Annotated in this window: 20 protein-coding genes; 9 read left to right on the plus strand and 11 right to left on the minus strand. The window is 62.4% G+C overall.

From position 1 onward, the window contains the following. Nucleotides 1-3: 3 nt before the first annotated feature. Nucleotides 4-705, minus strand: coding sequence for a 4'-phosphopantetheinyl transferase family protein (locus tag LU682_RS06285; RefSeq protein WP_010952336.1), 702 nt, complete (start codon nt 703-705; stop codon nt 4-6). Nucleotides 706-786: 81 nt separating this feature from the next. After that, nucleotides 787-1,578, minus strand: a complete 792-nt coding sequence (locus LU682_RS06290) for a dienelactone hydrolase family protein (protein WP_004576834.1) — start codon at nt 1,576-1,578, stop codon at nt 787-789. Between the two features lie 129 nt (nt 1,579-1,707). Between LU682_RS06290 and LU682_RS06295 the strand changes: the two genes are divergently transcribed. The 4 genes from LU682_RS06295 to LU682_RS06310 all read left to right on the plus strand — a co-directional run bounded on the left by LU682_RS06295 (nt 1,708) and on the right by LU682_RS06310 (nt 6,203). Beyond that, nucleotides 1,708-2,313 (plus strand): outer membrane beta-barrel protein, encoded by a 606-nt coding sequence (locus LU682_RS06295; protein WP_010952338.1) that lies wholly within the window; start codon nt 1,708-1,710, stop codon nt 2,311-2,313. A gap of 196 nt (nt 2,314-2,509) precedes the next feature. Beyond that, the gene (locus tag LU682_RS06300) at nt 2,510-3,187 is read left to right on the plus strand and encodes a response regulator (protein ID WP_010952339.1); all 678 of its coding nucleotides are present in this window, start codon (nt 2,510-2,512) and stop codon (nt 3,185-3,187) included. Then, entirely contained in the window at nt 3,184-4,530 is a 1,347-nt protein-coding gene (locus LU682_RS06305; protein WP_010952340.1) for an ATP-binding protein, read from the plus strand. The genes LU682_RS06300 and LU682_RS06305 overlap by 4 nt, the downstream gene beginning before the upstream one ends. A gap of 350 nt (nt 4,531-4,880) precedes the next feature. Continuing rightward, on the plus strand, nt 4,881-6,203 hold the full coding sequence (locus LU682_RS06310; RefSeq protein WP_010952341.1) for a dicarboxylate/amino acid:cation symporter: 1,323 nt from the start codon (nt 4,881-4,883) through the stop codon (nt 6,201-6,203). Between the two features lie 148 nt (nt 6,204-6,351). Here the strand turns inward: LU682_RS06310 and tsaA are convergent, their stop codons facing one another. The 4 genes from tsaA to LU682_RS06330 form a co-directional block, all read right to left on the minus strand. Further along, nucleotides 6,352-7,044 (minus strand): tRNA (N6-threonylcarbamoyladenosine(37)-N6)-methyltransferase TrmO, encoded by a 693-nt coding sequence (tsaA, locus tag LU682_RS06315; RefSeq protein WP_060489550.1) that lies wholly within the window; start codon nt 7,042-7,044, stop codon nt 6,352-6,354. A 6-nt stretch (nt 7,045-7,050) separates the two neighbouring features. After that, nucleotides 7,051-7,512, minus strand: a complete 462-nt coding sequence (locus LU682_RS06320) for a YehS family protein (RefSeq protein WP_010952343.1) — start codon at nt 7,510-7,512, stop codon at nt 7,051-7,053. Nucleotides 7,513-7,561: 49 nt separating this feature from the next. After that, a complete protein-coding gene (locus tag LU682_RS06325) occupies nt 7,562-8,272 on the minus strand; it encodes an rRNA pseudouridine synthase (protein ID WP_010952344.1) in 711 nt (236 codons plus the stop codon). Between the two features lie 119 nt (nt 8,273-8,391). Continuing rightward, nucleotides 8,392-8,847: a GNAT family N-acetyltransferase gene (locus LU682_RS06330; RefSeq protein WP_049587991.1), complete on the minus strand. Its 456-nt coding sequence runs from the start codon at nt 8,845-8,847 to the stop codon at nt 8,392-8,394. A 294-nt stretch (nt 8,848-9,141) separates the two neighbouring features. On the opposite strand from LU682_RS06330, the gene LU682_RS06335 reads away from it, so the two are divergent. The 4 genes from LU682_RS06335 (at nt 9,142) to LU682_RS06350 (ending at nt 13,300) form a co-directional block, all read left to right on the plus strand. Further along, the gene (locus LU682_RS06335; protein ID WP_010952346.1) at nt 9,142-9,744 is read left to right on the plus strand and encodes a hypothetical protein; all 603 of its coding nucleotides are present in this window, start codon (nt 9,142-9,144) and stop codon (nt 9,742-9,744) included. A 191-nt stretch (nt 9,745-9,935) separates the two neighbouring features. Continuing rightward, nucleotides 9,936-10,781 carry a DUF6502 family protein gene (locus LU682_RS06340; RefSeq protein ID WP_003254799.1) on the plus strand — a complete coding sequence of 282 codons (846 nt, stop codon included), beginning with the start codon at nt 9,936-9,938 and terminating at the stop codon, nt 10,779-10,781. Further along, nucleotides 10,778-12,496, plus strand: coding sequence for a DUF5666 domain-containing protein (locus tag LU682_RS06345; RefSeq protein ID WP_010952348.1), 1,719 nt, complete (start codon nt 10,778-10,780; stop codon nt 12,494-12,496). Before LU682_RS06340 ends, LU682_RS06345 begins: the two co-directional genes overlap by 4 nt. Nucleotides 12,497-12,550: 54 nt before the next feature. Continuing rightward, complete coding sequence (locus tag LU682_RS06350) at nt 12,551-13,300, plus strand: hypothetical protein (protein WP_049587988.1); 750 nt, start codon at nt 12,551-12,553, stop codon at nt 13,298-13,300. A 71-nt stretch (nt 13,301-13,371) separates the two neighbouring features. Here the strand turns inward: LU682_RS06350 and rimO are convergent, their stop codons facing one another. From rimO to LU682_RS06365, 3 genes are all read right to left on the minus strand, one after another. Then, the gene (rimO, locus tag LU682_RS06355; RefSeq protein WP_004576169.1) at nt 13,372-14,703 is read right to left on the minus strand and encodes a 30S ribosomal protein S12 methylthiotransferase RimO; all 1,332 of its coding nucleotides are present in this window, start codon (nt 14,701-14,703) and stop codon (nt 13,372-13,374) included. Between the two features lie 200 nt (nt 14,704-14,903). Continuing rightward, nucleotides 14,904-15,191: a helix-turn-helix domain-containing protein gene (locus LU682_RS06360; protein WP_049587986.1), complete on the minus strand. Its 288-nt coding sequence runs from the start codon at nt 15,189-15,191 to the stop codon at nt 14,904-14,906. Continuing rightward, nucleotides 15,191-15,505, minus strand: coding sequence for a hypothetical protein (locus LU682_RS06365; RefSeq protein ID WP_049587984.1), 315 nt, complete (start codon nt 15,503-15,505; stop codon nt 15,191-15,193). The genes LU682_RS06360 and LU682_RS06365 overlap by 1 nt, the downstream gene beginning before the upstream one ends. Nucleotides 15,506-15,953: 448 nt before the next feature. On the opposite strand from LU682_RS06365, the gene LU682_RS06370 reads away from it, so the two are divergent. Continuing rightward, on the plus strand, nt 15,954-17,864 hold the full coding sequence (locus LU682_RS06370) for a potassium transporter Kup (RefSeq protein ID WP_010952353.1): 1,911 nt from the start codon (nt 15,954-15,956) through the stop codon (nt 17,862-17,864). Between the two features lie 48 nt (nt 17,865-17,912). On the opposite strand, the gene LU682_RS06375 is transcribed toward LU682_RS06370, so the two are convergent. Both LU682_RS06375 and mprF read right to left on the minus strand, forming a co-directional pair. Further along, nucleotides 17,913-19,205, minus strand: a complete 1,293-nt coding sequence (locus LU682_RS06375) for a virulence factor family protein (protein WP_010952354.1) — start codon at nt 19,203-19,205, stop codon at nt 17,913-17,915. Then, complete coding sequence (mprF, locus tag LU682_RS06380) at nt 19,205-21,847, minus strand: bifunctional lysylphosphatidylglycerol flippase/synthetase MprF (protein WP_010952355.1); 2,643 nt, start codon at nt 21,845-21,847, stop codon at nt 19,205-19,207. Before mprF ends, LU682_RS06375 begins: the two co-directional genes overlap by 1 nt. Nucleotides 21,848-22,072 lie beyond the last annotated feature (225 nt).

The raw sequence follows: 22,072 nt of genomic DNA on the forward strand, positions 1-22,072 counted from the left end.
AGGTCAGACGCTGACCAGGCTCAGCAGGTGGCCGTCCTGCAGGCAGAACTGGCCTTGCAGCTCTGCGCCTTGCTGCCACTGCGGTGACAGGTCGGTGAGCAGGCGCAAGCGCGCCAGCCCTTCCGCGGACCAGTCGAGCACTTCTGCGTGTTCGAAGTAGAAGCGTTGGCGAGTCAGTGGGTACAGGGTCTTGAACAAGCTTTCCTTCAGCGAAAAGGTCAAGGTAACGGTCAGGCCGAGCTGACGGCGGTCCAGGCGCTCCAGCTCTGCCGGGATAAGGATTTCACCCATCAGCCGCTCGGCGCGCTCGTCATCCAGCAAGGCTTCCTGATCCAGGCCCAGACCTTGGCAGCTGTTTTCGCCGGCGACCACCGCAGCGGCCCAGCCCTTGCCGTGTGTGATCGAGCCATGAATACCGGCGGGCCAGATGGGCGAGCGGTCTTCGTGGGTGCCGGGCACGTAGTCGCGACCGTCCAGGTGCTGGAGCGCGGCGCGGGCACATACGCGACCGGCCAGGTACTCGGCCTGGCGCTTGGCGACCGAGCGCTGCAGGCTGGCGCTGGGCACGATACCGGCGCGCTGGAAGTCGTCGGTTGCCAGGTGGGCAGGGTCGAAGGCGCAACTGACCAGCACCGCGCCGGGCAATGGACGGGGCAGGGGCCAGTGGTGCCGGAGCGGGGCGCAGCAGGCGGGAAGTGTGTTCATGGCGGCTATTGTGCCAGCTGTGCAGGCGCTAAGGGAGGTGGCGTGGTAACGCCTCCTTTCCCACAACGATTGCACAATCTTTTATTTGAACACCTTCTTGAAGAACGCCTGCATATCTGCCCAGGAACGCTCGTCCGCTGCCTTGTTATAGCCAATGTCCGGCCCCCCATGTTCACCGTGGCTCAGCCGATCGGCATCGGGGTTGGTGAACCCGTGCTTGGCCCCTTCAATACTGACGAACTGGTAGTTGACCTTGGCCGCATCCATCTCGGCCTTAAATGCCTCCACCTGCTGTGGGGTGACCATGCTGTCCGCCGCACCATGCTCGACCAGGATATCGGCCCGCACCACGCCAGGTTTTGCCGGGGTCTGGGTGGCCAGTGCGCCATGGAAGCTCACCACGCCATCGAGCTTTTCTCCCCGGCGTGCGGCATCGAGCACCACCTTGCCGCCAAAACAGTAGCCGACAGCGCCCAGTTGATGCTTGTTCACATTCGGCTGCTTCTTCAACAACTCCAGGCCCGCGTCGAAGCGCGCTGCTGCTGCGGCCGGGTCCTTCATCGCTGCGGCCATGAATGCCTGGGCATCCTGCGGATGCTCGGTGTGCTTGCCATCGCCGTACATGTCGATGGCCAGTGCCTTGTAGCCCAGGGCGGCGAGATCTCTCGCACGACGCTTGGCATAGTCGTTCAGGCCCCACCATTCATGCACCACAACGATGCCTGGGCGTTTGCCGTCCAGCGCGTCATCGTAGGCGTAGTAGCCGACGAGGCGGTTGCCATCGTCGTCCTGATACGGAATTTCACGGGTCACTACCGCCGCTTGGGCGAGGGCGGCGCTGCACATCAGGGTCAGGGCCAGCAGGGCTCGCATGTTCACAACTCCTTGTTTTGCTATCGGTTCGTTCAGCCGGGGTTCAGCCAGGGTTCAGTCGCGGTTCAGGGTGCCCTGATTACTCTAGCTTCCAGACCGAAACAGCGCACCCAACTGGAGTACCCAGCCATGAAAACCTTCAATACCCTGCTTGCCGCCATGGCCGTCTGTGCCGCTGGCATCACCACCGCCCAGGCCGCGGACGACAACTTCGCCAGCCTCACCTACGGCCAGACCAGCGACAAAGTCCGCAAGTCCGGCCTGCTGCAACGCAACACCGACCACCTCAACGCCGACGGTATCATCGGCAAGGACGATACCTGGGGTGTGCGTCTGGGCAAGATCAACGACCAGGGCCGCTACTACATGACCTATGACAACGTCTCTGGCGACCACAGTGGCCTGAAGTTGCGCCAGGAAAACCTGCTTGGCAGCTACGACTTGTTCCTGCCGGTGGGCGATACCACCAAGCTGTTCGGTGGTGGCAGCCTGGGTGTGACCAAACTGACCCAGGACTCGCCAGGCGCCAGCCGGGACACTGACTACGGTTATGCCTACGGCTTGCAGGCCGGTGTGATCCAGGACATCACCGACAAGGCCTCGGTCGAACTGGGCTACCGTTACCTGCGCACCAATGCCGCGACCGAGGTGGGCGCACATGGCGGGCCGAAGGACGGCACCCTGCGTCTGACCAGCAGCGCCCAGACCTACCTGGCGGCTTCATACAAGTTCTGACGGACGAGCCGCGTTATCCTGTACTGGCCTCTTCGCGGGCACGCCCGCTCCCACAGGTGCTGCACAAACCTCAGAACCTGTGCAGTGCCTTGGGTTTCTGCAGGTGCTACACAGGTTTCAGGGACTGTGCGATTACTGTGGGAGCGGGCGTGCCCGCGAAAGGGCCGGTACAGGCAATACACATAAGGAGCTGCACATGAAACTGCTGGTGGTCGAGGACGAAGCCCTGCTTCGCCATCACCTCTACACCCGCCTGGGCGAAAGCGGCCATGTGGTCGAGGCGGTCGCTGATGCCGAAGAGGCGCTGTACCAGGCCGAGCAGTACCATTTCGACCTTGCCATCATCGACCTGGGCCTGCCCGGTATCAGCGGCCTGGAGCTGATCACGCGCCTGCGCAGCCAGGACAAGACCTTCCCCATTCTCATCCTCACAGCCCGTGGCAACTGGCAAGACAAGGTCGAGGGCCTGGCCGCCGGTGCCGACGACTACCTGGTCAAGCCGTTCCAGTTCGAGGAGCTTGAAGCACGGCTCAATGCCCTGTTGCGCCGCTCCAGTGGTTTCACCCAGTCGACCATCGCCGCTGGCCCCTTGGTGCTTGACCTCAACCGCAAGCAGGCCACCCTCGACGAACAAGCCTTGGCCCTGACCGCCTACGAATACCGCATCCTCGAATACCTCATGCGCCATCACCAGCAGGTGGTGGCCAAGGATCGCCTGATGGAGCAGTTGTACCCAGGAGACGAAGAGCGCGACCCCAATGTCATCGAAGTGCTGGTTGGCCGCCTGCGCCGCAAGCTTGAAGGCGAGCGCGGCTTCAAACCCATCGACACGGTGCGCGGCCTGGGCTACCTGTTCACCGAGCGCTGCCGATGATCCGCTCGCTGCGGGTGCGCCTGATGCTGGCCGCCGCAGTGTTGGCGCTGCTGTTCATGCTGGCGCTGCTGCCGGCCTTGCAGAAGGCCTTCAGCCTGGCTCTGCAGGAATCGATCGAGCAGCGTCTGGCCTCGGATGTGACCACGCTGATTTCCGCTGCGCGTATCGAGCATGGCCGGTTGCAGATGCCGACACTGCTGCCGGACGAGCGCTACAACCTGCCCTACACAGGCCTGCTCGGCTATATCTTTGACCGCGATGGCAAACTGGTCTGGCAGTCGCGTGCCACCGCCGACCGGCACATCAACTATCAGCCGCGCTATGACGGGCGCGGCAACGAGTTCGACCGCATTCACCAGTCAGATGGCGAAGAGTTCTTCGTATACGACGTCGAGATAAAGCTGCTGGGCGGGCAGAGCGCCGCCTACAGCATTGTCGCTCTACAGCCCGTGAGCGAGTACAAGGCCACCCTCAATGGCCTGCGCGAAAAGCTCTACCTGGGGTTCGGCGCTGCATTGCTGGCGCTCATGGTGTTGTTGTGGGCAGGCCTGACCTGGGGGCTGCGCTCGTTGCGACGCCTCAGCCACGAACTGGATGAAGTGGAATCCGGTGCACGTGACGGCCTGAGCGGCGAGCACCCACGCGAGTTGCTGCGCCTTACCCGCTCGCTCAACCGTCTGTTGCGCAGTGAGCGTGAGCAGCGCACGCGCTACCGTGATTCGCTGGACGACCTGGCGCACAGCCTGAAGACGCCGCTGGCGGTGCTGCAGGGCGTGGGTGAAAGCTTGCAGCAGCGCAGCGGCGAGCGCGAGCAGGCGCGGGTGCTGCAAAGCCAGATCGAGCGCATGAGCCAGCAGATCGACTACCAGCTGCAACGCGCCAGCCTGCGCAAGAGTGGCCTGGTACGCCACAGCGTATTGCTGCGGCCGTTGCTCGACAGCCTGTGCAGCACCTTGGCCAAGGTTTACCGGGAAAAACGTGTGGACGTGGTGCTGGAGTTGCCGGACGCGGCGCAGGTACCGATGGAGCAGGGCGCGTTGTTGGAAATGCTCGGCAACCTGCTGGAGAACGCCTACCGGCTGAGCCTGGGCCAAGTGCGGGTGAGCCTGATGAAAGCGCCGGGGTATCTGACCTTGTGCATCGAGGACGACGGGCCGGGCGTGCCCGTCGACCAGCGTGAACGCATTCTGGAGCGTGGGGAGCGGCTGGACAGCCAGCACCCGGGGCAGGGCATCGGCTTGGCAGTGGTCAAGGATATCGTCGACAGCTATGACGCCGAGCTGAGCCTTGGCGATTCGCCACTGGGGGGCGCTGCGTTCAGGATCACCTTCCACCTGGATTGATTCTTAGCCTGTGCCAGCCCGTTCGCAGGTCAATCCGCGAATGGGCCGGCACAGGCAATCCACAAAGGGCGGATTTCCGCCATTCCTCCTTGTACAAATTCCGCCATCGGGCGGAAATCCGCCAATCCGTCCCGGGAGTATCGCCCTGTCGTTGGGCATTTATCCCCAGCAAATACGGACCTTGCACCCTTCATGAGCATTTTGGCACCACCCTTGCTATTGATCCTCGCAGAGGCCTGCCCAGGCAGCTCGAACACAACGACAAATCCCTCCAAGTGCAGGAGGGTTAGCGATTCAGGTGCCCCATCACCCTGGGAAGGGTGAACCGGCACACTTGAGGAAAATTAGCCATGACGACACGTCAGCCGCTGTACAAATCCCTGTATGTCCAGGTGTTGGTCGCCATCACCATCGGCATCCTGCTCGGCCACTACTACCCGGAAACGGGCGTTGCCCTCAAACCCCTGGGTGACGGCTTCGTCAAACTGATCAAGATGGTCATCGCCCCGATCATCTTCTGTACCGTGGTCAGCGGCATTGCCGGCATGCAGAGCATGAAGTCGGTCGGTAAAACCGGCGGCTACGCGTTGCTGTACTTTGAAATCGTCTCCACCATCGCCCTGATCATCGGCCTCGTCGTCGTCAACGTGGTCAAGCCAGGCGCTGGCATGCACATCGACGTCAGCACCCTGAACGCCAGCAGCGTGGCTGCCTACGCCGCCGCCGGCGCGCAGCAGACGACCGTCGGCTTCCTGCTTAACGTCATCCCCAACACGGTCGTCGGCGCCTTCGCCAACGGCGACATCCTGCAAGTGCTGATGTTCTCGGTACTGTTCGGCTTCGCCCTGCACCGCCTGGGCAGCTACGGCAAGCCGGTGCTGGACATGATCGACCGCTTCGCCCACGTCATGTTCAACATCATCAACATGATCATGAAGCTGGCCCCGATCGGCGCTTTCGGCGCCATGGCCTTCACCATTGGCCAGTATGGTGTTGGTTCGCTGGTGCAGCTGGGCTACCTGATGGCCTGCTTCTACATCACCTGCCTGCTGTTCGTGCTGGTGGTGCTGGGCGGTATCTGCCGCGCCCACGGTTTCAGCGTGATCAAGCTGATCCGCTACATCCGTGAAGAACTGCTGATCGTGCTGGGTACTTCGTCCTCGGAGTCGGCCCTGCCACGCATGCTGGCCAAGATGGAGCGCCTGGGTGCCAAGAAATCGGTAGTGGGCCTGGTTATCCCGACTGGCTACTCGTTCAACCTGGACGGTACCTCGATCTACCTGACCATGGCTGCGGTGTTCATCGCTCAGGCCACTGACACCACCATGGACATCACTCACCAGATCACCCTGCTGCTGGTGCTGCTGGTGGCTTCCAAGGGGGCTGCCGGCGTTACCGGGTCGGGCTTCATCGTGCTGGCCGCGACCCTGTCGGCTGTTGGCCACCTGCCGGTTGCCGGCCTGGCGCTGATCCTCGGCATCGACCGCTTCATGTCCGAAGCCCGCGCCCTGACCAACCTGGTGGGCAACGCCGTTGCCACCGTGGTAGTGGCCAAGTGGGTCAAGGAAATGGACAACGACAAGCTGGCTTCGGAACTGGACTCCGGTGGTGCGCCGCTGATCGATACCCGCCCGACGGACGACCTGGGCGTGGCTGAAGGCCCGGCTCGTTGAGAGCTGGTTGAAATGAGAAAGGCGACCAAAGGTCGCCTTTTTCGTGTTAGCGCGGACCCTTGTGTGGGCCTTGCTCAATTTCTAAAAGCTGGCGCGATTGGACTGTGGGAGCGGGCTTGCCCGCGAACACGGGCGAAGCCCGTGGCCCTCAGCCCAGTACCACTTCCAACACCCGGATGACGTCCGGCTGCGGGTAATGCCACCTTACTTGCACATCCCAGAACTTCACCCCGTACACCCGCTCGGACGGTGGTATCTGGTAGGCCGGCCGTGGGTCCTGCGCCAGGCATTGCTCGATTAGCTCCACCAGCGGCTCGCTCAGGCGCAGCGCATGCTCGCGGGCCTGGAGCAAGGCGTTGTCGGCCCACTGCACGGCAATTGCCACCGGCGCTGCGTTGGCCATCTGGTTGCTGGCGCCAGCGATGCTGTCGGCATAGGGCACATACGGCTTGATATCCAGCACCGGCGTGCCGTCGAGCAGGTCGATCCCGGACAGCAGCAGGCGCCCGGGCTCCACGCCCTCCAGGCGTACCACCGACTGGCCGATGCCGTTGGGCCGGTGGGTGGCGCGGGTGGCGAACACCCCCATGCTCTTGTTGCCGCCCAGACGCGGAGGCCGCACTTTCAGGCGCGGCTTTTCCTCCAGGGCCTGGTGGAACAGGAACAGCAGCCACACATGGCTGACCTGTTCCAGGCCCTCGACCGCGTCACCTTGATCGAACGGCGGCAACAGTTCGAGTACGCCACGGGCGGCAGGCGCCAGTTGCGGCTGGCGCGGAATGGCGAACTTTTCCTTGAAACAGGAGTGGACGATGCCGACCGGGACAACCGTATGCTGCATGGCCACTCAGCCGCGCACGCGCAGGGTCAGGCCCTTGAGGAAGTTGCGCATCAACTGGTCGCCACACGGGCGGTAGTTGTCGTGGCCAGCCTTGCGGAACAGCGCACTGAGCTCAGGTTTGCTGACCGGGAAGTTGACCGACTTGAGAATCGCGTGCAGGTCGTCTTCCTTGAGCTCAAAGGCCACACGCAGCTTCTTGAGGATCAGGTTGTTGGTTACCGGCAGCTCGATCGGTTGCTGCGGGCGGCTCTCGTCTTTGCCACGGCGGTAGATCACCAGGCCGTCAAGGAAGTGCGCCATCACCCGTTCCGGGCAGCGCACGAAGCCTTCCTCTTCTTCTTTTTTCAGGTAGGTGGCCAGCACCAGAGGATGCACTTCGAGGCCGGAGAGCCCGATGATTTCGGCCATCTTGGCGTCGTTCACCTTGAGCATGTAGCGCAGGCTGCGCAGGACGTCGTTGTGGTTCATTGCAGCAGAATCCTGTTCAGGTGCCGCGCATTCCAGCGCGGCGTATTGCTTAGAAACGTTCGGAGGTAGCCAGGTAACGCCATTGGCCCAAGGGCAGCTTGCCCATCGACACACCACCCAGGCGAATGCGTCGCATGCCTAAAAGCTCCAGGCGCAGGTAGGCGCATAGCTCGGAAATCTGTCCTGGTTGTGGGTTTTTCAACACCATGCGCAGGTGTGTCTCGTTCTGCCAGCTGGCCTTGGCCTTGGGCAACTCGCGGTCATTGCGCATGGCCCCACGCGCCAGGCGTTCCAGCGCCTGGGGGGTGGTTTCGCCGCGCACTTCAATGATGAACTCCTGCTCCAGGCGACGCAGGTCGGCCTCGATCTTGCGGGATACCCGCCAGTCCTGGGTAAACACCTGCAGGCCGCTGGCGCCACGCTCCAGCGGTGCCACGCAGGCCTGCCGGGCAAAATGCCCGTGCAGGGCGCGCACGCCTTCGCGGTGGGCCTCGCTGAGGCTGCCCATGTTCATGCTGGCGCGGGCATCTTCACTGTCCATGCCGGCTGGCTGGTTCAGCAGCAGGGTCACCGGCTCCAGGGTTTCGGCACGGGCGCCCGGCAGCAGCTCGACGCGCTGCTGCTCAACCTTGAACTGCGGCTGCTCGACCACCACGCCATCGACCGTTACCCAGCCTCCTTCAATGTACTGCTCGGCCTCGCGGCGGGAGCAGCCGAGCTGCTCGATGAGGCGTTTGGACAGGCGGACGGGTTCGGACATGGGGCAATTCGCAAGGCAGGGAAAGGCCTCCATTGTACCTGCCTGCAAGCGGTAGATGATGGGAATCTGTGTCAGATGCGCCATTTTGGACACATAGCGCGGCACATTCAGGCGCCGCCTCAAGGCACTGTGCGCATCAGCCTCATGTGCAGCAGAGGATAGGGCTGGCCCAGGCCGTCGGTTTCCGAACGGCCGATAACCTCGAAACCTTCATGCAGGTAGAAGCCCAGCGCTTTCGGGTTCTGCTCGTTGACGTCAAGGTACTCGGCATTCAGTTCGCTGATGGCATAGCGCAGCAGGCGCTTGCCTACCCCTTGGCCACGGTAGCCAGGTGCGACGAACAGCATGTCCACCCGCCCGTTGGCGACACCGGCGAAACCACAGATGCGCTGGCGGTCCTTGCAGCAGACCAGCATCACTGCGTCGAGATAACGGCGCAGCACATGTTCGCGCAGCAGCAGGATATAGCCCTCTGGCAGGAAGTCGTGGGTGGCGCGTACCGAGTCCTCCCACACTTGTACCAGCTCGCTGTAGTCGCACAAGCGCGGGGTTTGCAGCGTCAGTAGCGCAGACATGCCGGTGTTCCTCTGGGGCGATAGGGAAAACATAGCAGGCCAACCACCGGTCGGCTTGTTCGCTTAGCGCTTGAGACCTGGGGAGTGACGGTCTATTACTTAAGCGTGGGAAAAAATCCCACGTAAATATAAGTTCAATCTGAAGCAAGATTACTGACTGATTTGGCGTTCTCGTGGCGAAGACCTGGAGACGGACTATGCAAATCCACCTGCTGTTCAAGAAGGCTTTACTCGCGGCTGCTGTAGCTGGCGTGTTGTCGATGTCCATTGCCTTGATCCCTGACTCGATTTCTCATGGCTCCAGTGCCTACGCTAAAGATGGCGGTGGCGGTGGCGGTGGCGGTGGCGGTGGCGGTGGCCACGGTGGCGGTGGAAGTGGCGGCGGCGGTGGCCACGGTGGCGGTGGAAGCGGCGGCGGCGGTGGCCACGGTGGCGGTGGAAGCGGCGGTGGCGGTGGTCACGGTGGTGGTGGAAGCGGCGGTGGCGGTGGCCACGGTGGTGGTGGAAGCGGCGGTGGTGGTGGCCACGGTGGTGGTGGAAGTGGTGGCGGCGGTGGCCATGGTGGCGGAAGCGGAAGTGGTGGCCACGGCAGCGGCGGTGACGGTGGTGGCCATGCCGGCAACAGCGGCAGTGGCCACGACGGTAATTCAAACGCTGGGCGCAGCAGCAACCATGCTGAAGCGGGTGACGATCATGGCAATCACGTGGGTGGGGAACCCGGGGATGATCATGGTAATCATGTCGGCGGTAAGCCTGGCGATGATCACGGCAATCATGTTGGTGGTGAACCTGGTGACGATCACGGCAACCATGTGGGTGGCGAACCCGGTAATGACCACGGTGTTCATGCCGGCGGCGAGGCCGGGGATGACAACAGCAGAAGCTGATTGGCGCTGACCCGAAGTGGCCCATACAAAACCCAGCGGACGGGTTTTGTATGAGCAGGTTCTGGCCTGTCTTGCCTTTATCACGTCATTTCCAATGAGCGCTGACAGCTTTTTCCTCGTCCATGCCGGGATATGATTGCGGTTTGCGTGGGATTAATTCCCGCGTCTTATACTGGGTGCCTCTGTCAAGGAATGCCCTCGATGCAATCGCCTGTCTTACCCCCGTCGATGCTGAGTGCGCTGCGGCGTGTGATGCGCCCGCTGGTGCGCCTGATGCTGCGCAAAGGGGTTACCTACACGATGTTCACCGACCTGCTCAAGGAGGTGTTCGTCGATGTGGCCCATCGCGAGTTTCGCCTGAACGACACCGCGCCAACCGATAGCCGCATCAGCCTGCTTACCGGCGTACATCGTAAAGATGTCCGGCGGCTGCGTAATGAGGGTGACACTGCAATTGCGGCCCTGCCGGATAACATCACGCTAGGTGCACAGTTGGTCAATGTATGGACCAACACCCCACCATTCTGCTCGGCACCCGGCCAGGCGAGGGCGCTTGCGCGGCTAGCCAGTGTGGGTGGCGATTGCTCATTCGACGCCCTGGTCGCCAAGGTCAGCACCGATATCCGCGGCCGGGTGGTGCTGGACGAATGGTTGCGCCTGGGCGTCGTGCGGCTCGATGAGCAGGATTGCGTGCACCTGGAAGCCCATGCATTCGTGCCACAGAAGGGTTTTGATGAAAAGGCTGCGTACTTCGGCCACAACCTGCATGACCATGCCTGTGCGGCGGTGCACAACCTCAGCGGCGAAGGCCCGCCATTTTTTGAGCGTAGCGTGCACTACGATGCCTTGAGCCCGGCCAGCGTCGAGCATTTGCGAGATGTGGTAGCCAAGGATGGCATGCAGACACTACTTGCCTTCAGCCGGCTTGCAGCAGCGTTGGAGAGTGCTGATGAGCCCGGTATCGAACAACGTCAGCGCATCACTGTCGGGCTTTATTTCTACACTGAAGCTACCGATTCCGATCCGTCGAAGACACCCGGCCCATGACTCTTCCTGTGCGCTACCTCAGTGCTGTCATGTTTGCCCTGGTTTTCGGGGGGAACCTGATGGCCCCGGCCGAGGTGGCCGCAGCGCCGGTGTGTGTCAGCCGTGACGAGATGGGTATGGCCGGTGCCGCAGGCCTGCAGTTTCCCGGCGGTATGGGCGGCACCGGTGCACGCAATGAAAATGGCGGCGTCGGTGGCACCGGTGCCCCAGTCCAGCAACGCCCGGGTGGTACAGGCGGCACAGGCGCGGTGGCGGAGGGTGTGGACGGCACCTACTTTGATCAGCGCCACGGTGATGTAGGTGGTACCGGTACGCCGATCCTGCGCCCGGGTGGTACTGGGGGTACAGGCATCGTCGGTACCATCACCGGCTTCGCCTCGATCTGCGTCAATGGCATGGAAGTGCACTATGGCAAGGACGTACCGGTGAGTGAGAACGGTGCGCCTGCCAGCAGTGGTCACCTGGCGATCGGGCAGGTGGTGGCGGTGGAGGCATTCGCCACCCAGCGCGGCCTGCAAGCGGGGCGCATTTCGATCCTCAACGTCTTTGAAGGGCCGTTGACGGCGCTGCCCAATGCCTCGGCCCCACTGCGGGTCATGGGGCAACCCGTGCGGCTGGCCGCTGGCGCGCGGGTAGCTGAAGGGTTGCGCCCGGGTGAGCCCGTGAGGGTCAGCGGCCTGCGCGATGCCCGGGGAGAAGTCGTGGCGACCCGTATCGAACGGGCACCGGGGTTGAGGGAGGCCAGCGCCATCGGCGCGGTTGATCGCACTGGCAGCCTTCAAGGGTTGAAGTTGGGTACCCGTGTGGCGCCTGCTCGTGAGGTGCTGGTGCGCGGCCAGTGGACCGGGCGCCAGCTTGAAGTGGCACAAACCCGTCCAGACCCGAGCCTGCCTTTTGCTGGTCGTGTCCAGCAGGCGGTGGTTGAAGGGCTGGTACAGCGTACACAAGCTCGGCAGTTGGTGGTTGCAGGTCTCAATGTGACATTGGGGCAGGGCACCGTAATTGTCGGTCGGCAGCCAGCGGCGTTGGCGCTTGATCAACGTGTGCGGGTGAGCGGGGTGCTCAATGGAACTCACGAGCTGCGGGCAACCCGCGTGGAATTCCAGGACGACCGTGTCGACAATCCTGACAGAAGCCAGTCGGGGCACGGTGGTGAGCATGACGGAAGTAGCTCCGGCGGCTCCAGCAGCGGTCATGGCGCAAGCGATGGGGCCAGCGATCGCGATGAAAACAGCGATGATCACAGTGGGCGCAGTGCCGTTGACGGCTCCAGTGACCATGGCAGCGGTGAAAAGTCGGGAAAGTCGGTACACCTCGACGCATTGGAGCAATCGACGCGCAGCAACAGTGGTAGCTCCGATCGGGTTGAGAAGGTCGAAGTCGAAAACACCGGAAAGGTCGAAAAAGTAGACAAGGTCGAGAAGCCCGAGAAAGTCGAGAAGGTCGAGAAGGTCGAGAAGGTCGAGAAGGTCGAGAAGGTCGAGAAGGTCGAGAAAGTCGAGAAAGTCGAGAAAGTCGAAAAAGTCGAAAAAGTCGAAAAAGTCGAAAAAGTCGAAAAGCCTGAACGGGTCGAAAAGGTCGAAAAGGTCGAAAAGGTCGAAAAGGTCGAGAGAGTCGAAAAGGTGGAGTTACCAGAGAAAGTTGAAAAGGTGGAGAGGCCGGAAAAGGCAGAGACGGTGGAAAAAGTCGAGCATCCAGAGCGATCCGGGCGTTAGGCAACTAGGCTGGGTAAGTCTGGCCATGCTTCCCGAAAGAGTACTGAGTTGCAAATGAGACCCACGCTCCCTCTGTTCGCCTGTTTGCTCTCGTGCACCTGCGTGTCGGCGCTGGCCGATACCTTCAGTGCCGCCATTGGCATGGATTATTCAAGTGGCGACTATGGTACCGGCACCACTTCGGAAATCTGGTATGTGCCGGTGGTCGGCAAGTATGAGAGCGGCCCCATGACCTACAAGGTTACCGTGCCTTGGTTGCGTATCACCAACCCCGAAGTCGGCCCCAATGGTGACCCCTTGCCCGGTGGTTGCCGAGACGTGGAAAGCGGGTTGGGTGACACGGTTGCCAGCGCCGCTTATGCACTGCTCGATGGTCGTGACGGCGGCCTGATGCTGGACCTGATCGGCAAGGTCAAATTCCCTACCGCTGATGAAGACCAGTGCCTGGGCACCGGCCAGTACGACTACACCACCCAGGTCGACATAGCCAAGGGCTTTGGCCCGGTCACCGGTTTCGCGACGCTGGGTTGGAAGAAGTTCGGTGACCCGCCCGATAGCGACTTCGATGACCCGGTATTTGCCAGTCTCGGCTTTGCCCTGCCGGTGGCGGTCGGTACTTCGGCCGGCGCCTCCTACGATTGGCGGCAGAAAGTGGTCTCGACCGGGGCGCAGATCAAGGAGCTTACCCTGTTCCTCACCCACAAGCTCAACCCGCAGTGGAAAGTCCAACTCTATGCAGTCAAAGGCTTCTCGGATGCCAGCCCGGATGCCGAGGGCGGCCTGATGCTGTTTCACACGTTCTGACAAAAAAGCCCCTGCGCCGGTCATTCCCTATGGAGAACGCCGGGGCAGGGGCTTTGCAGGCTTCAGCCGTTTTAGATGGGTTCAGCCCACATGTCGTACTCGTCGGCATCCACCACACGGCAACGCACTTTGTCGCCTGGCTTGAAACCATGGTCGCCATCGATGAACACGCTGCCGTCGATTTCCGGTGCATCGAAGAAGCTGCGGCCAACCGAACCTTGTTCCTCGACTTCGTCGATCAGCACGTCGATTTCCTTGCCGATGCGCAATTGCAGGCGGGCAGCACTGATGGCCTGCTGGTGGGCCATGAAGCGGTCCCAGCGCTCTTGCTTGACGTCGTCCGGTACTTCGGCCAGGCCCAGGTCGTTGGCCGGGGCGCCTTCTACCGGCGAGTACTGGAAGCAGCCCACGCGGTCGAGCTGGGCTTCGGTCAGCCAGTCCAGCAGGTACTGGAAGTCTTCCTCGGTCTCGCCCGGGAAGCCGACGATGAAGGTGGAACGGATCACCAGCTCAGGGCATTGCTCGCGCCAGTTCTTGATGCGTGCCAGGGTGCGGTCTTCGAAGGCCGGGCGCTTCATCGACTTGAGCACTTTCGGGCTGGCGTGCTGGAATGGGATGTCCAGGTACGGCAGGATCTTGCCGGCAGCCATCAGCGGGATCACGTCGTCAACATTCGGGTAAGGGTACACATAGTGCAGGCGTACCCAGGCGCCCAGGCTGCTCAGTGCTTCGCACAGCTCGAGCATGCGGGTCTTGACCGGGCGGCCGTTCCAGAAGTCGGTCTTGTACTTGACGTCGACGCCGTAGGCGCTGGTGTCCTGGGAAATCACCAGGATTTCCTTGACTCCGGCCTTGACCAGGCGCTCGGCCTCGCTCAGCACTTCACCCACCGGGCGGCTGACCAGCTTGCCGCGCATCGACGGGATGATGCAGAAGCTGCAGCTGTGGTTGCAGCCTTCGGAGATCTTCAGGTAGGCATAGTGGCGCGGGGTCAGCTTGACGCCCTGTGGCGGCACCAGGTCGATCAGCGGGTTGTGGTCCTGACGCGGCGGCACCACTTCGTGAACGGCGTTGACTACCTGCTCGTACTGCTGCGGGCCAGTGACCGACAACACGCTTGGGTGCACGTCACGGATGCTGCCTTCTTCGACGCCCATGCAGCCGGTGACGATCACCTTGCCGTTTTCCTTGATGGCTTCGCCGATCACTTCCAGCGATTCGGCCTTGGCGCTGTCGATGAAGCCGCAGGTGTTGACCACCACCACGTCGGCGTCCTCGTAGGTGGGTACGACTTCATAGCCTTCCATGCGCAGCTGGGTCAGGATGCGCTCGGAGTCGACCAGGGCTTTTGGGCAACCCAGGCTTACGAAACCTACCTTGGGGGTGGCGGGCGTGGTGGACATGACTAACCTCGGTATTGAATGCAGGTCGCCCGGCCGGAATCGGGGGCGAACTTGACGGGCGCTTTTGGCGCCTCTGATCAAAAAGTGCGCAATTCTAGCGAGCGCAAGGGCGCTTGACCAGCAGAAATACGACTAACGCTGCGCTATGCTTCGCGCCGTTGTGCCGGGGTACCTTCTAGGGCCTGGTGGCTTTCGTGTACTTAGCTCAAGGCCGCAAGTACATGTTCGGGATCGTTATGAATCGCTCGAAGCAAGGCACGAGCTGGTCCTTCAGGTTCGCGACGGCCCTGTTCCCAATTCCGTAGAGTTCCTACTGCGACATCGATACGTTTGGCAAACGCAGCCTGGGAAAGGCCAGTGGCTTGACGAATCTTTTTGACTTGAAGTGCGTCTACGTGGAACTCACGCGAGGGCTGACGCTCACCGCGATCGATCTCATCCATCTGAGTCATGCTTTCCACAAGACGATCGAAGAGATGCTTTTCCATTATTTCCACCCTTTGTTTAGTGCGCGAAGCTGCGCTTTCTGACTGCTTGTCAAGGTATCCACGATGCCCTTGCGATAGATCAGAATCATACGGATCTGGTGGGCTGCAGTGACGTGGTAGTAGATCACTCGTACACCCCCACTCTTGCCCTTGCCCTTGGCTGCCCAGCGGATCTTTCTGAGGCCGCCGGTTTCCTCCAGGAGAGAACCGGCTTCGGGATGCTCGGCCAGATAGGCCTGCAAAGCCCGGTATTCTTCATCATCCAGGTGCTCCTTGAGATCGGAGGTGAATACTGGGGTCTCGATGAAGATCATGCAGTCCCTGCTATGCGTCAATGGCGTAGCTGGATAATAGGGCGCTCATCTAAGTTGTACAAGGTGACGCTTGTGTCAGCGTGTGATTCTTCTTGATCAGGGGATGAGCGGTATAGGTTGAGATCAACGTTCAAGTATGGATTGAGAGTCATCAGGGCAATCCAGGCCTTCCAAACCGAAACCTACCTTGGGGGTGGCGGGTGTGGTGGGCATGACTAACCTCGGTATTGAATGCAGGTCGCCCGGCCGGAATCGGGGGCGAACTTGACGGGCGCTTTTGGCGCCTCTGATCAAAAAGTGCGCAATTCTAGCGAGCGCAAGGGCGCTTGACCAGCAGAAATACGACGAACGCTGCGCTATGCTTCGCGCCGTTGTGCCGGGGTACCTTCCAGGGCCTGGTGGCAGATTGATTACCAAGGGCCGTGATGGCCGTTTGCGGGAGTGGTCGATGGTTCAGGCAAGCAGTCACGCTGAGAGCGGGCACGAGGGGAAGCAGGGGGCATCGCGGTCGGTGGGCCTGCTGGTGGCGGCGGTCGGGGTGGTTTATGGCGATATCGGCACCAGCCCGTTGTATACCCTCAAGGAAGTCTTTACCGGCGGCTACGGGGTGTCGGTCAACCATGATGGCGTGCTGGGGATCCTCTCGCTGATCCTGTGGTCGCTGCTGTGGGTGGTGTCGTTCAAGTACGTGATGTTCATCTTGCGCGCCGATAACCAGGGGGAGGGCGGCACCATGGCGCTGACCGCACTGGCGCGGCGGGCCACGGCGGCGTACCCGCGGCTGCGCACACTGATGGTGATCTGTGGCTTGATCGGCGCTTCGCTGTTCTATGGCGACAGTATGATCACCCCGGCGGTGTCGGTGCTGTCGGCAGTGGAGGGCGTGGGCCTGGCCTTCGACGGTATCGACCACTGGGTGGTGCCAATTTCGCTGGTGGTGCTGGTGGCACTGTTCCTGGTACAGCGGCACGGCACCGAGAAGATCGGCAAGCTGTTTGGTCCTATCATGGTTACCTGGTTCCTGGCGCTGGGCGCGCTGGGTGTGCATGGCATCTCGCAGAGCCCGGAAGTACTCAAGGCGTTCAACCCGGCCTGGGCAGTCAATTTCTTCGTGGTGCACCCTGGCATCGGCGTGGCCATTCTCGGCGCGGTCGTGCTGGCGCTGACGGGGGCCGAGGCGCTGTACGCCGACATGGGGCACTTTGGCCGCAAGCCGATTGCCCGGGCCTGGTTCATCCTGGTGCTCCCGGCGCTGGTGCTCAATTACTTCGGCCAGGGTGCATTGCTGCTGCAAAACCCGGAGGCCGCGCGCAATCCGTTCTATCTGCTGGCGCCGGGCTGGGCGCTGCTGCCGTTGGTCGGGCTGGCCACCATGGCCACGGTTATCGCCTCGCAGGCGGTGATTTCCGGGGCCTTCTCCCTGACCCGCCAGGCCATCCAGCTGGGCTATATTCCGCGCATGCAGATTCAGCACACCTCAAGCGACGAGCAGGGGCAGATCTACATTGGTGCGGTGAACTGGACGCTGATGGTGGGCGTGGTGTTGCTGGTCATCGGTTTCGAGTCGTCAGGTGCCCTTGCGGCTGCCTACGGGGTTGCGGTGACCGGTACCATGCTGATCACCACCGTCCTGGTGTCAGCGGTGATGCTGCTGCTGTGGAAGTGGCCGCCGCTGCTCGCAGTGCCGATTCTGGTCGGCTTCCTGCTGGTCGACGGGCTGTTCTTCGCCGCCAACGTGCCGAAAATCGCCCAGGGCGGTGCCTTCCCGGTGTTGGCCGGTGGTGTGCTGTACCTGCTGATGAGCACCTGGAAGCGCGGCAAGCAGATTCTGGTCGAGCGCATCGATGAAGGGGCGCTGCCATTGCCATTGTTCATCAGCAGCATCCGCATTCAGCCACCGCACCGGGTCGAGGGTACGGCGGTGTTTCTGACTGCACGCTCCGATGCCGTGCCGCATGCGCTGTTACACAACATGTTGCACAACCAGGTGCTGCACAGCCAGGTGGTGCTGCTGACTGTGGTCAGCGAGGACCGGCCCCGGGTGCCGGAACATGAGCGTTTCGAGGTGGAAGCCTATGGCGACGGATTCTTCCGGGTGTTGCTGCACTTTGGGTTCATGGATGAGCCGGACGTGCCTGCCGCGTTGAAGCTGTGTCATCTGGATGGCCTGGACTTCACGCCCATGCGCACCACTTACTTCCTCAGCCGCGAGACGGTGATCGCGTCACGGCTGGAGGGGATGTCGCGCTGGCGGGGCAACCTGTTCGCGTTCTTGCTGAAGAATGCCAACGGCAACTTGCGCTTCTTCAACCTGCCGTTGAACCGGGTGATCGAGCTAGGGACCCAGGTCGAGATCTGAATGGGGTTATACAGCAGGCTCAGGGCCGCAGAGCGGCCCTGAGCCTTGTCAGTTCTGCTCAGCTACGCTGGACTTGCCTTGGCGCGTTTCGATCTCGCCAATCAACCGCTTGGCGAGTGCCGGGTAGTTCTCGTCGAAGTGGTGCCCGCCAGGCAGTTTCAGGCGCTCACCTACTGCCGTCTTTTCCGTGCAACCGCTCTCGTCGGTTTCCTCGACGCCATATACGCACACGACCTTGGACGCTGGCAGCTTGGCCATTTCCGGCCCGGTTGGCGCTTCCTGGCCTTCCTTGCCCAGCCAACCCTCGACCTCGATCTCGAAGCTGCCACTGCGCGCAAAGGCTAGCAGCATCACCGCGTCGATACGCTGCTGGTCCTCGACGGGCAGGCGGTTGTAGATCGCCGGCAGCACGTCGGCGCCGAACGAATAGCCGGTCAAGACGAAGCGCTTGGTCCCCCACTTCTGCCGGTAGTGATGCATCAGCTCGGAAAGGTCGGCGGCGCTTTGTTCCGGGGTCTTGTGCTGCCAGTAGTAGCGCAGCGTGTCGATGCCCACCACCGGGTAACCCAGCTTGGCCATTTCCCCGGCTACGTCGCGGTCCAGATCGCGCCAGCCGCCATCACCAGAGAGGAACAAGGTAACCGTGTCTGTGGTTTGCCCGGCCGGCACTTCGACCACCGGGATGGCCAGTGCGTTACCGTCGCGGCCGACCAGGGCTTGGGTCAGTTGCGCCTTGAGCACTTGTGGCAAGTGGATGTCGTAGTCGCTGATGCTGGTTTCGGCGTTGGCCTGGTCGCGCACGAAGGCGGCGCTGGCGTCATCCGGGTTGTCGTTCCAGGCGACGTTCCAGTGGCCATGGGCAGCCGATTTGGGCAGCGGTGCCTGGCAGTCAGGCTGTTCGAGGGTGAAGCCCACGGAAATGGCCCGCGCCTTGTCATCGTTCTGGCTGGCCAGCCAGCGCCAGGCTTGGACGGCACCGGGGCCGATGCCGGCGACCAAGGTCGGTTTTTCCTGCAGTTGGTTCAGCGCCTGGTCCATGGCCTGTTGCTGCTTGCTGCAGTCGCCAGGCGGCAGAATCACCTGCACCAACTGGGCTTCACCGGCCTGGCTCAGGTCGAGCAGTTGCTTGCCCGTCAGTGCCTGGTCTTGTGGCACGCCGATGGCCACCCGGGCCTTGGGGTGCACGCCAGGGGTAACACGGGTGATGCTGGTGTCATTGATGCTCAACTGTTCCAGGCGCGCCTCGGGGGCCGGGCGCGTCCACAGCCAGAAGGCCAGCGCACCACCCAGGGCGGCCAGCAGCAGGGGAACCAGCAGGTACAACAAAAAGCGTCGGGTCATCAGCGTTTCACCAATCCAGTCAGGCCGCCTGCAATCAGGGCGGCGGTGTCGGCCAGTGCCACCAGCGGGTCGAGCCCGGCTGGCACGGCCATGTAGCGGGGTTCCCAGTCCGGCTGGAACTTGTCCTTGAAGCGTCGAAGCCCCTGGAAGTTGTAAAGCTGCTCACCACGGCGGAACACCAGCGAACCCAAGCGCTGGGTCAAGGGTGCGCCGCGCCTTGGTTGCAGGCCGGACAGCGGTACCATGCCCAGGCTGAAACGCCCGTAGTCATGGCTTTTGTAATGCAGGATCAAGCCGATCATCATGAATTCCATGGTCAGCTTTGGCGCTTCGGGGTGCGCACGCATCAGGTCGAGGCTGGCCAGTTCGTTTCCATGGGTTTCCAGCAGGTTGGCGAAGGCTACCGGGCGGCCCTGGAAGCGAATCAGGGCTATGCGGAAGTGCTGCAGGTAGTCTGGGCTGAAGCGCCCCAGCGAGAAGCCTTTCTCGCGCACGTTCTTGCCGCCGAGCCAGGCGTCGGAAATTTCCTTCAGCTCAGCCAGCGGGGCGTGGCCGGGCTCATGGATCTCCAGGCTCAGGCCATCGCGTCCGCCGCGGTTCCAGGTGTAGCGCAGGTCTTTCATCTCCTTGCCTTTGGCTTCAAGGTCGAAGCGGCGCAAGTCGACCCGGGCTTCTTCACCGAGCTTCAATGCGGTCAGGCCGATGTCCATGTAGAACGGCAGGTTCTCTGCGCGCACCTGATAGAACACGGGGCGTGCGTGGTGCAGGTCGCACAGGTCGCGGAACTGCCAGATCATCTCGGCGCGTTCCTGGGCCGGGCCTATCGGGTCGTACAACGCCACCAGGCTGCGGCCGCGCCGGGCATACATGAGGAACGCGTTACCACGCGGGTGGAACAGCAACGCCTTGTCGCCAGTCAGCGCCAGGCCACCGTCGGGCTGGTCGGAGGCCTGCAGGATACGGTTGGCGCGTTGCAACTCTTCTTCGTCAGGCAGGTGGATCACGGGTGGCGCTGTACGCAGCAGCCACGTCAGTGCCACGGCAGCCAGCAGCAAGGCACTGCCCATGGCGGCGCGCAGGCCCCGTGGCGCATCGGCATCGAGGGTGAACTGCCACCACAGCTGATGGCTGTAAGGCACATCCTGGTAGGCGAACAGCAGAAGCCACACTGATGCGCCCACCGTACAGGCGCTGGCCACCAGGAACACCGGCGAGAAGGGCAGCTCCAGCAGTCGGCTGGGGCGATAGAACGAGCGGCGGAACAGCGCGAGCAGGGCGGCGGTAAAGGTCAGCAGGCAAGCCTCTTCCCAGTCAAAGCCCTTCAACAGCGACAGCAGGGCGCCGACCAGCAACAGCACGGTGGTCAGTAGCCAGGCGGCGGACAGGCGCCGGCGCAGGCCTTGGGCCAGCAGCAGGCAGAGCACACCGATCAGGCTGGCGCCGAAATGAGAGGCATCGATCAGCCGGTGTGGCACCAGGAAGCCCATATGCTCCAGGCGCGTATCTATCTCGGGCGTGGCACCGGAAAACAGCAGCACCACGCCGGACAGGAACACCAGGATCGACAGGATCGGCGCGGCCAGCCCCGAAGCGGCCTTGATGGCCTGTTGCGCAAACAGCAGGCGTCGGGCTTCATTGGCCAGCAGCAACACGCAGGCCAGCAGCAGTGGCAGTACCACATAGATCAGCCGGTACAGCAGCAAGGCTGCCGCCAGCGGCGCGGCACCGAGCTGGTCGGCAAAGGCCGCCAGCAGGATCGCTTCGAACACCCCGACGCCGCCCGGTACGTGGCTGAGCACGCCCGCAGCCAAGGCCAGCAGGTACACCAGCACGAACGCGCCGAAAGGAGGGGCTTCGGGCAGCAACAGGTAGAGCACGGTGGCAGCCGCCGCCACATCCAACGCGGTAATCAGCAATTGCAGGGCCGCCAGGCGTGCATCCGGCAGGCGAAGTGTGCGCCGCCCCAGTTGAACGAGCAGGTTATTGGCCGCCGGTTGCTCGGCCAGGCGTCGGCGGTACAAGCCAATTACCAGTAAGGCAGACACCACCAGCACGGCGCTGGCAACAGCTGCCAGCAGGCCGGGCGCCAACCCCAGCGCTGTCGAGGCCGCCGGCAGGTTGCTCAATGTCGCCAAGGCGGCCAGGGGCGGCAGCGCGCAGCCAAGTGACAGGCTGGCAAACACGGTCATGCGTGCGACTTCGCCAGCACCAAGCCCTTGCCGTGCGTACAGGCGATAGCGAACCGAGCCGCCAGAGAGCATCGACAGGCCGATGGCGTTGCCGATGGCAAAGGCGCTGAAGCCGCCCAGTGCCAGGCTGCGTGCTGGCAGTTTCACGCCCGCATAGCGGCTGGCCGACCACTCGTAGCCCAGCAGGATCACAAAGCCGATCACCGTCGCCAGCAAGGCGCCCAGCAATGATTGGGTGGGCACGCTGAGCATGGCATCGTGCAAGGCATAGATGTCCAGCTCGCTCAGCAGGTGGCGGCAGGCAATCAAGGCCATCGTGAACAGTAACAGGGTCACCATCAGGCCTATGGGCTGGCGGTAGCGACTCAGGCGTTCGAGTAGGGGCAGGCGCTGCACAGCACCGGGTAGTGCCGTAGCGAGTGGCACCGGAGGTTCGGGATTGTGCGAAGTCATGAGTTGCCCCGGGCATGCAGCGCGAGGTGAAGGAAAGGTGCGGCCAAGTGAAAGTCCCTTAGGAAAACGTATCCAATGTTACTCCGGCCTCAGGCGTTTGCAGCGGCTTGGCAGGGTTAAAGATAGTTCATCCTGGGCACGACATCTCAAGCCTGCGGGTTGGCATGAGGGGAGGGAAAATCGAGGCGACGAAAGTCAGGGAGGTATAAAGCAACAAACCCCGCG

The sequence above is a fragment of the Pseudomonas alloputida genome, assembly GCF_021283545.2.
Taxonomy (GTDB): Bacteria; Pseudomonadota; Gammaproteobacteria; order Pseudomonadales; family Pseudomonadaceae; genus Aquipseudomonas; species Aquipseudomonas alloputida.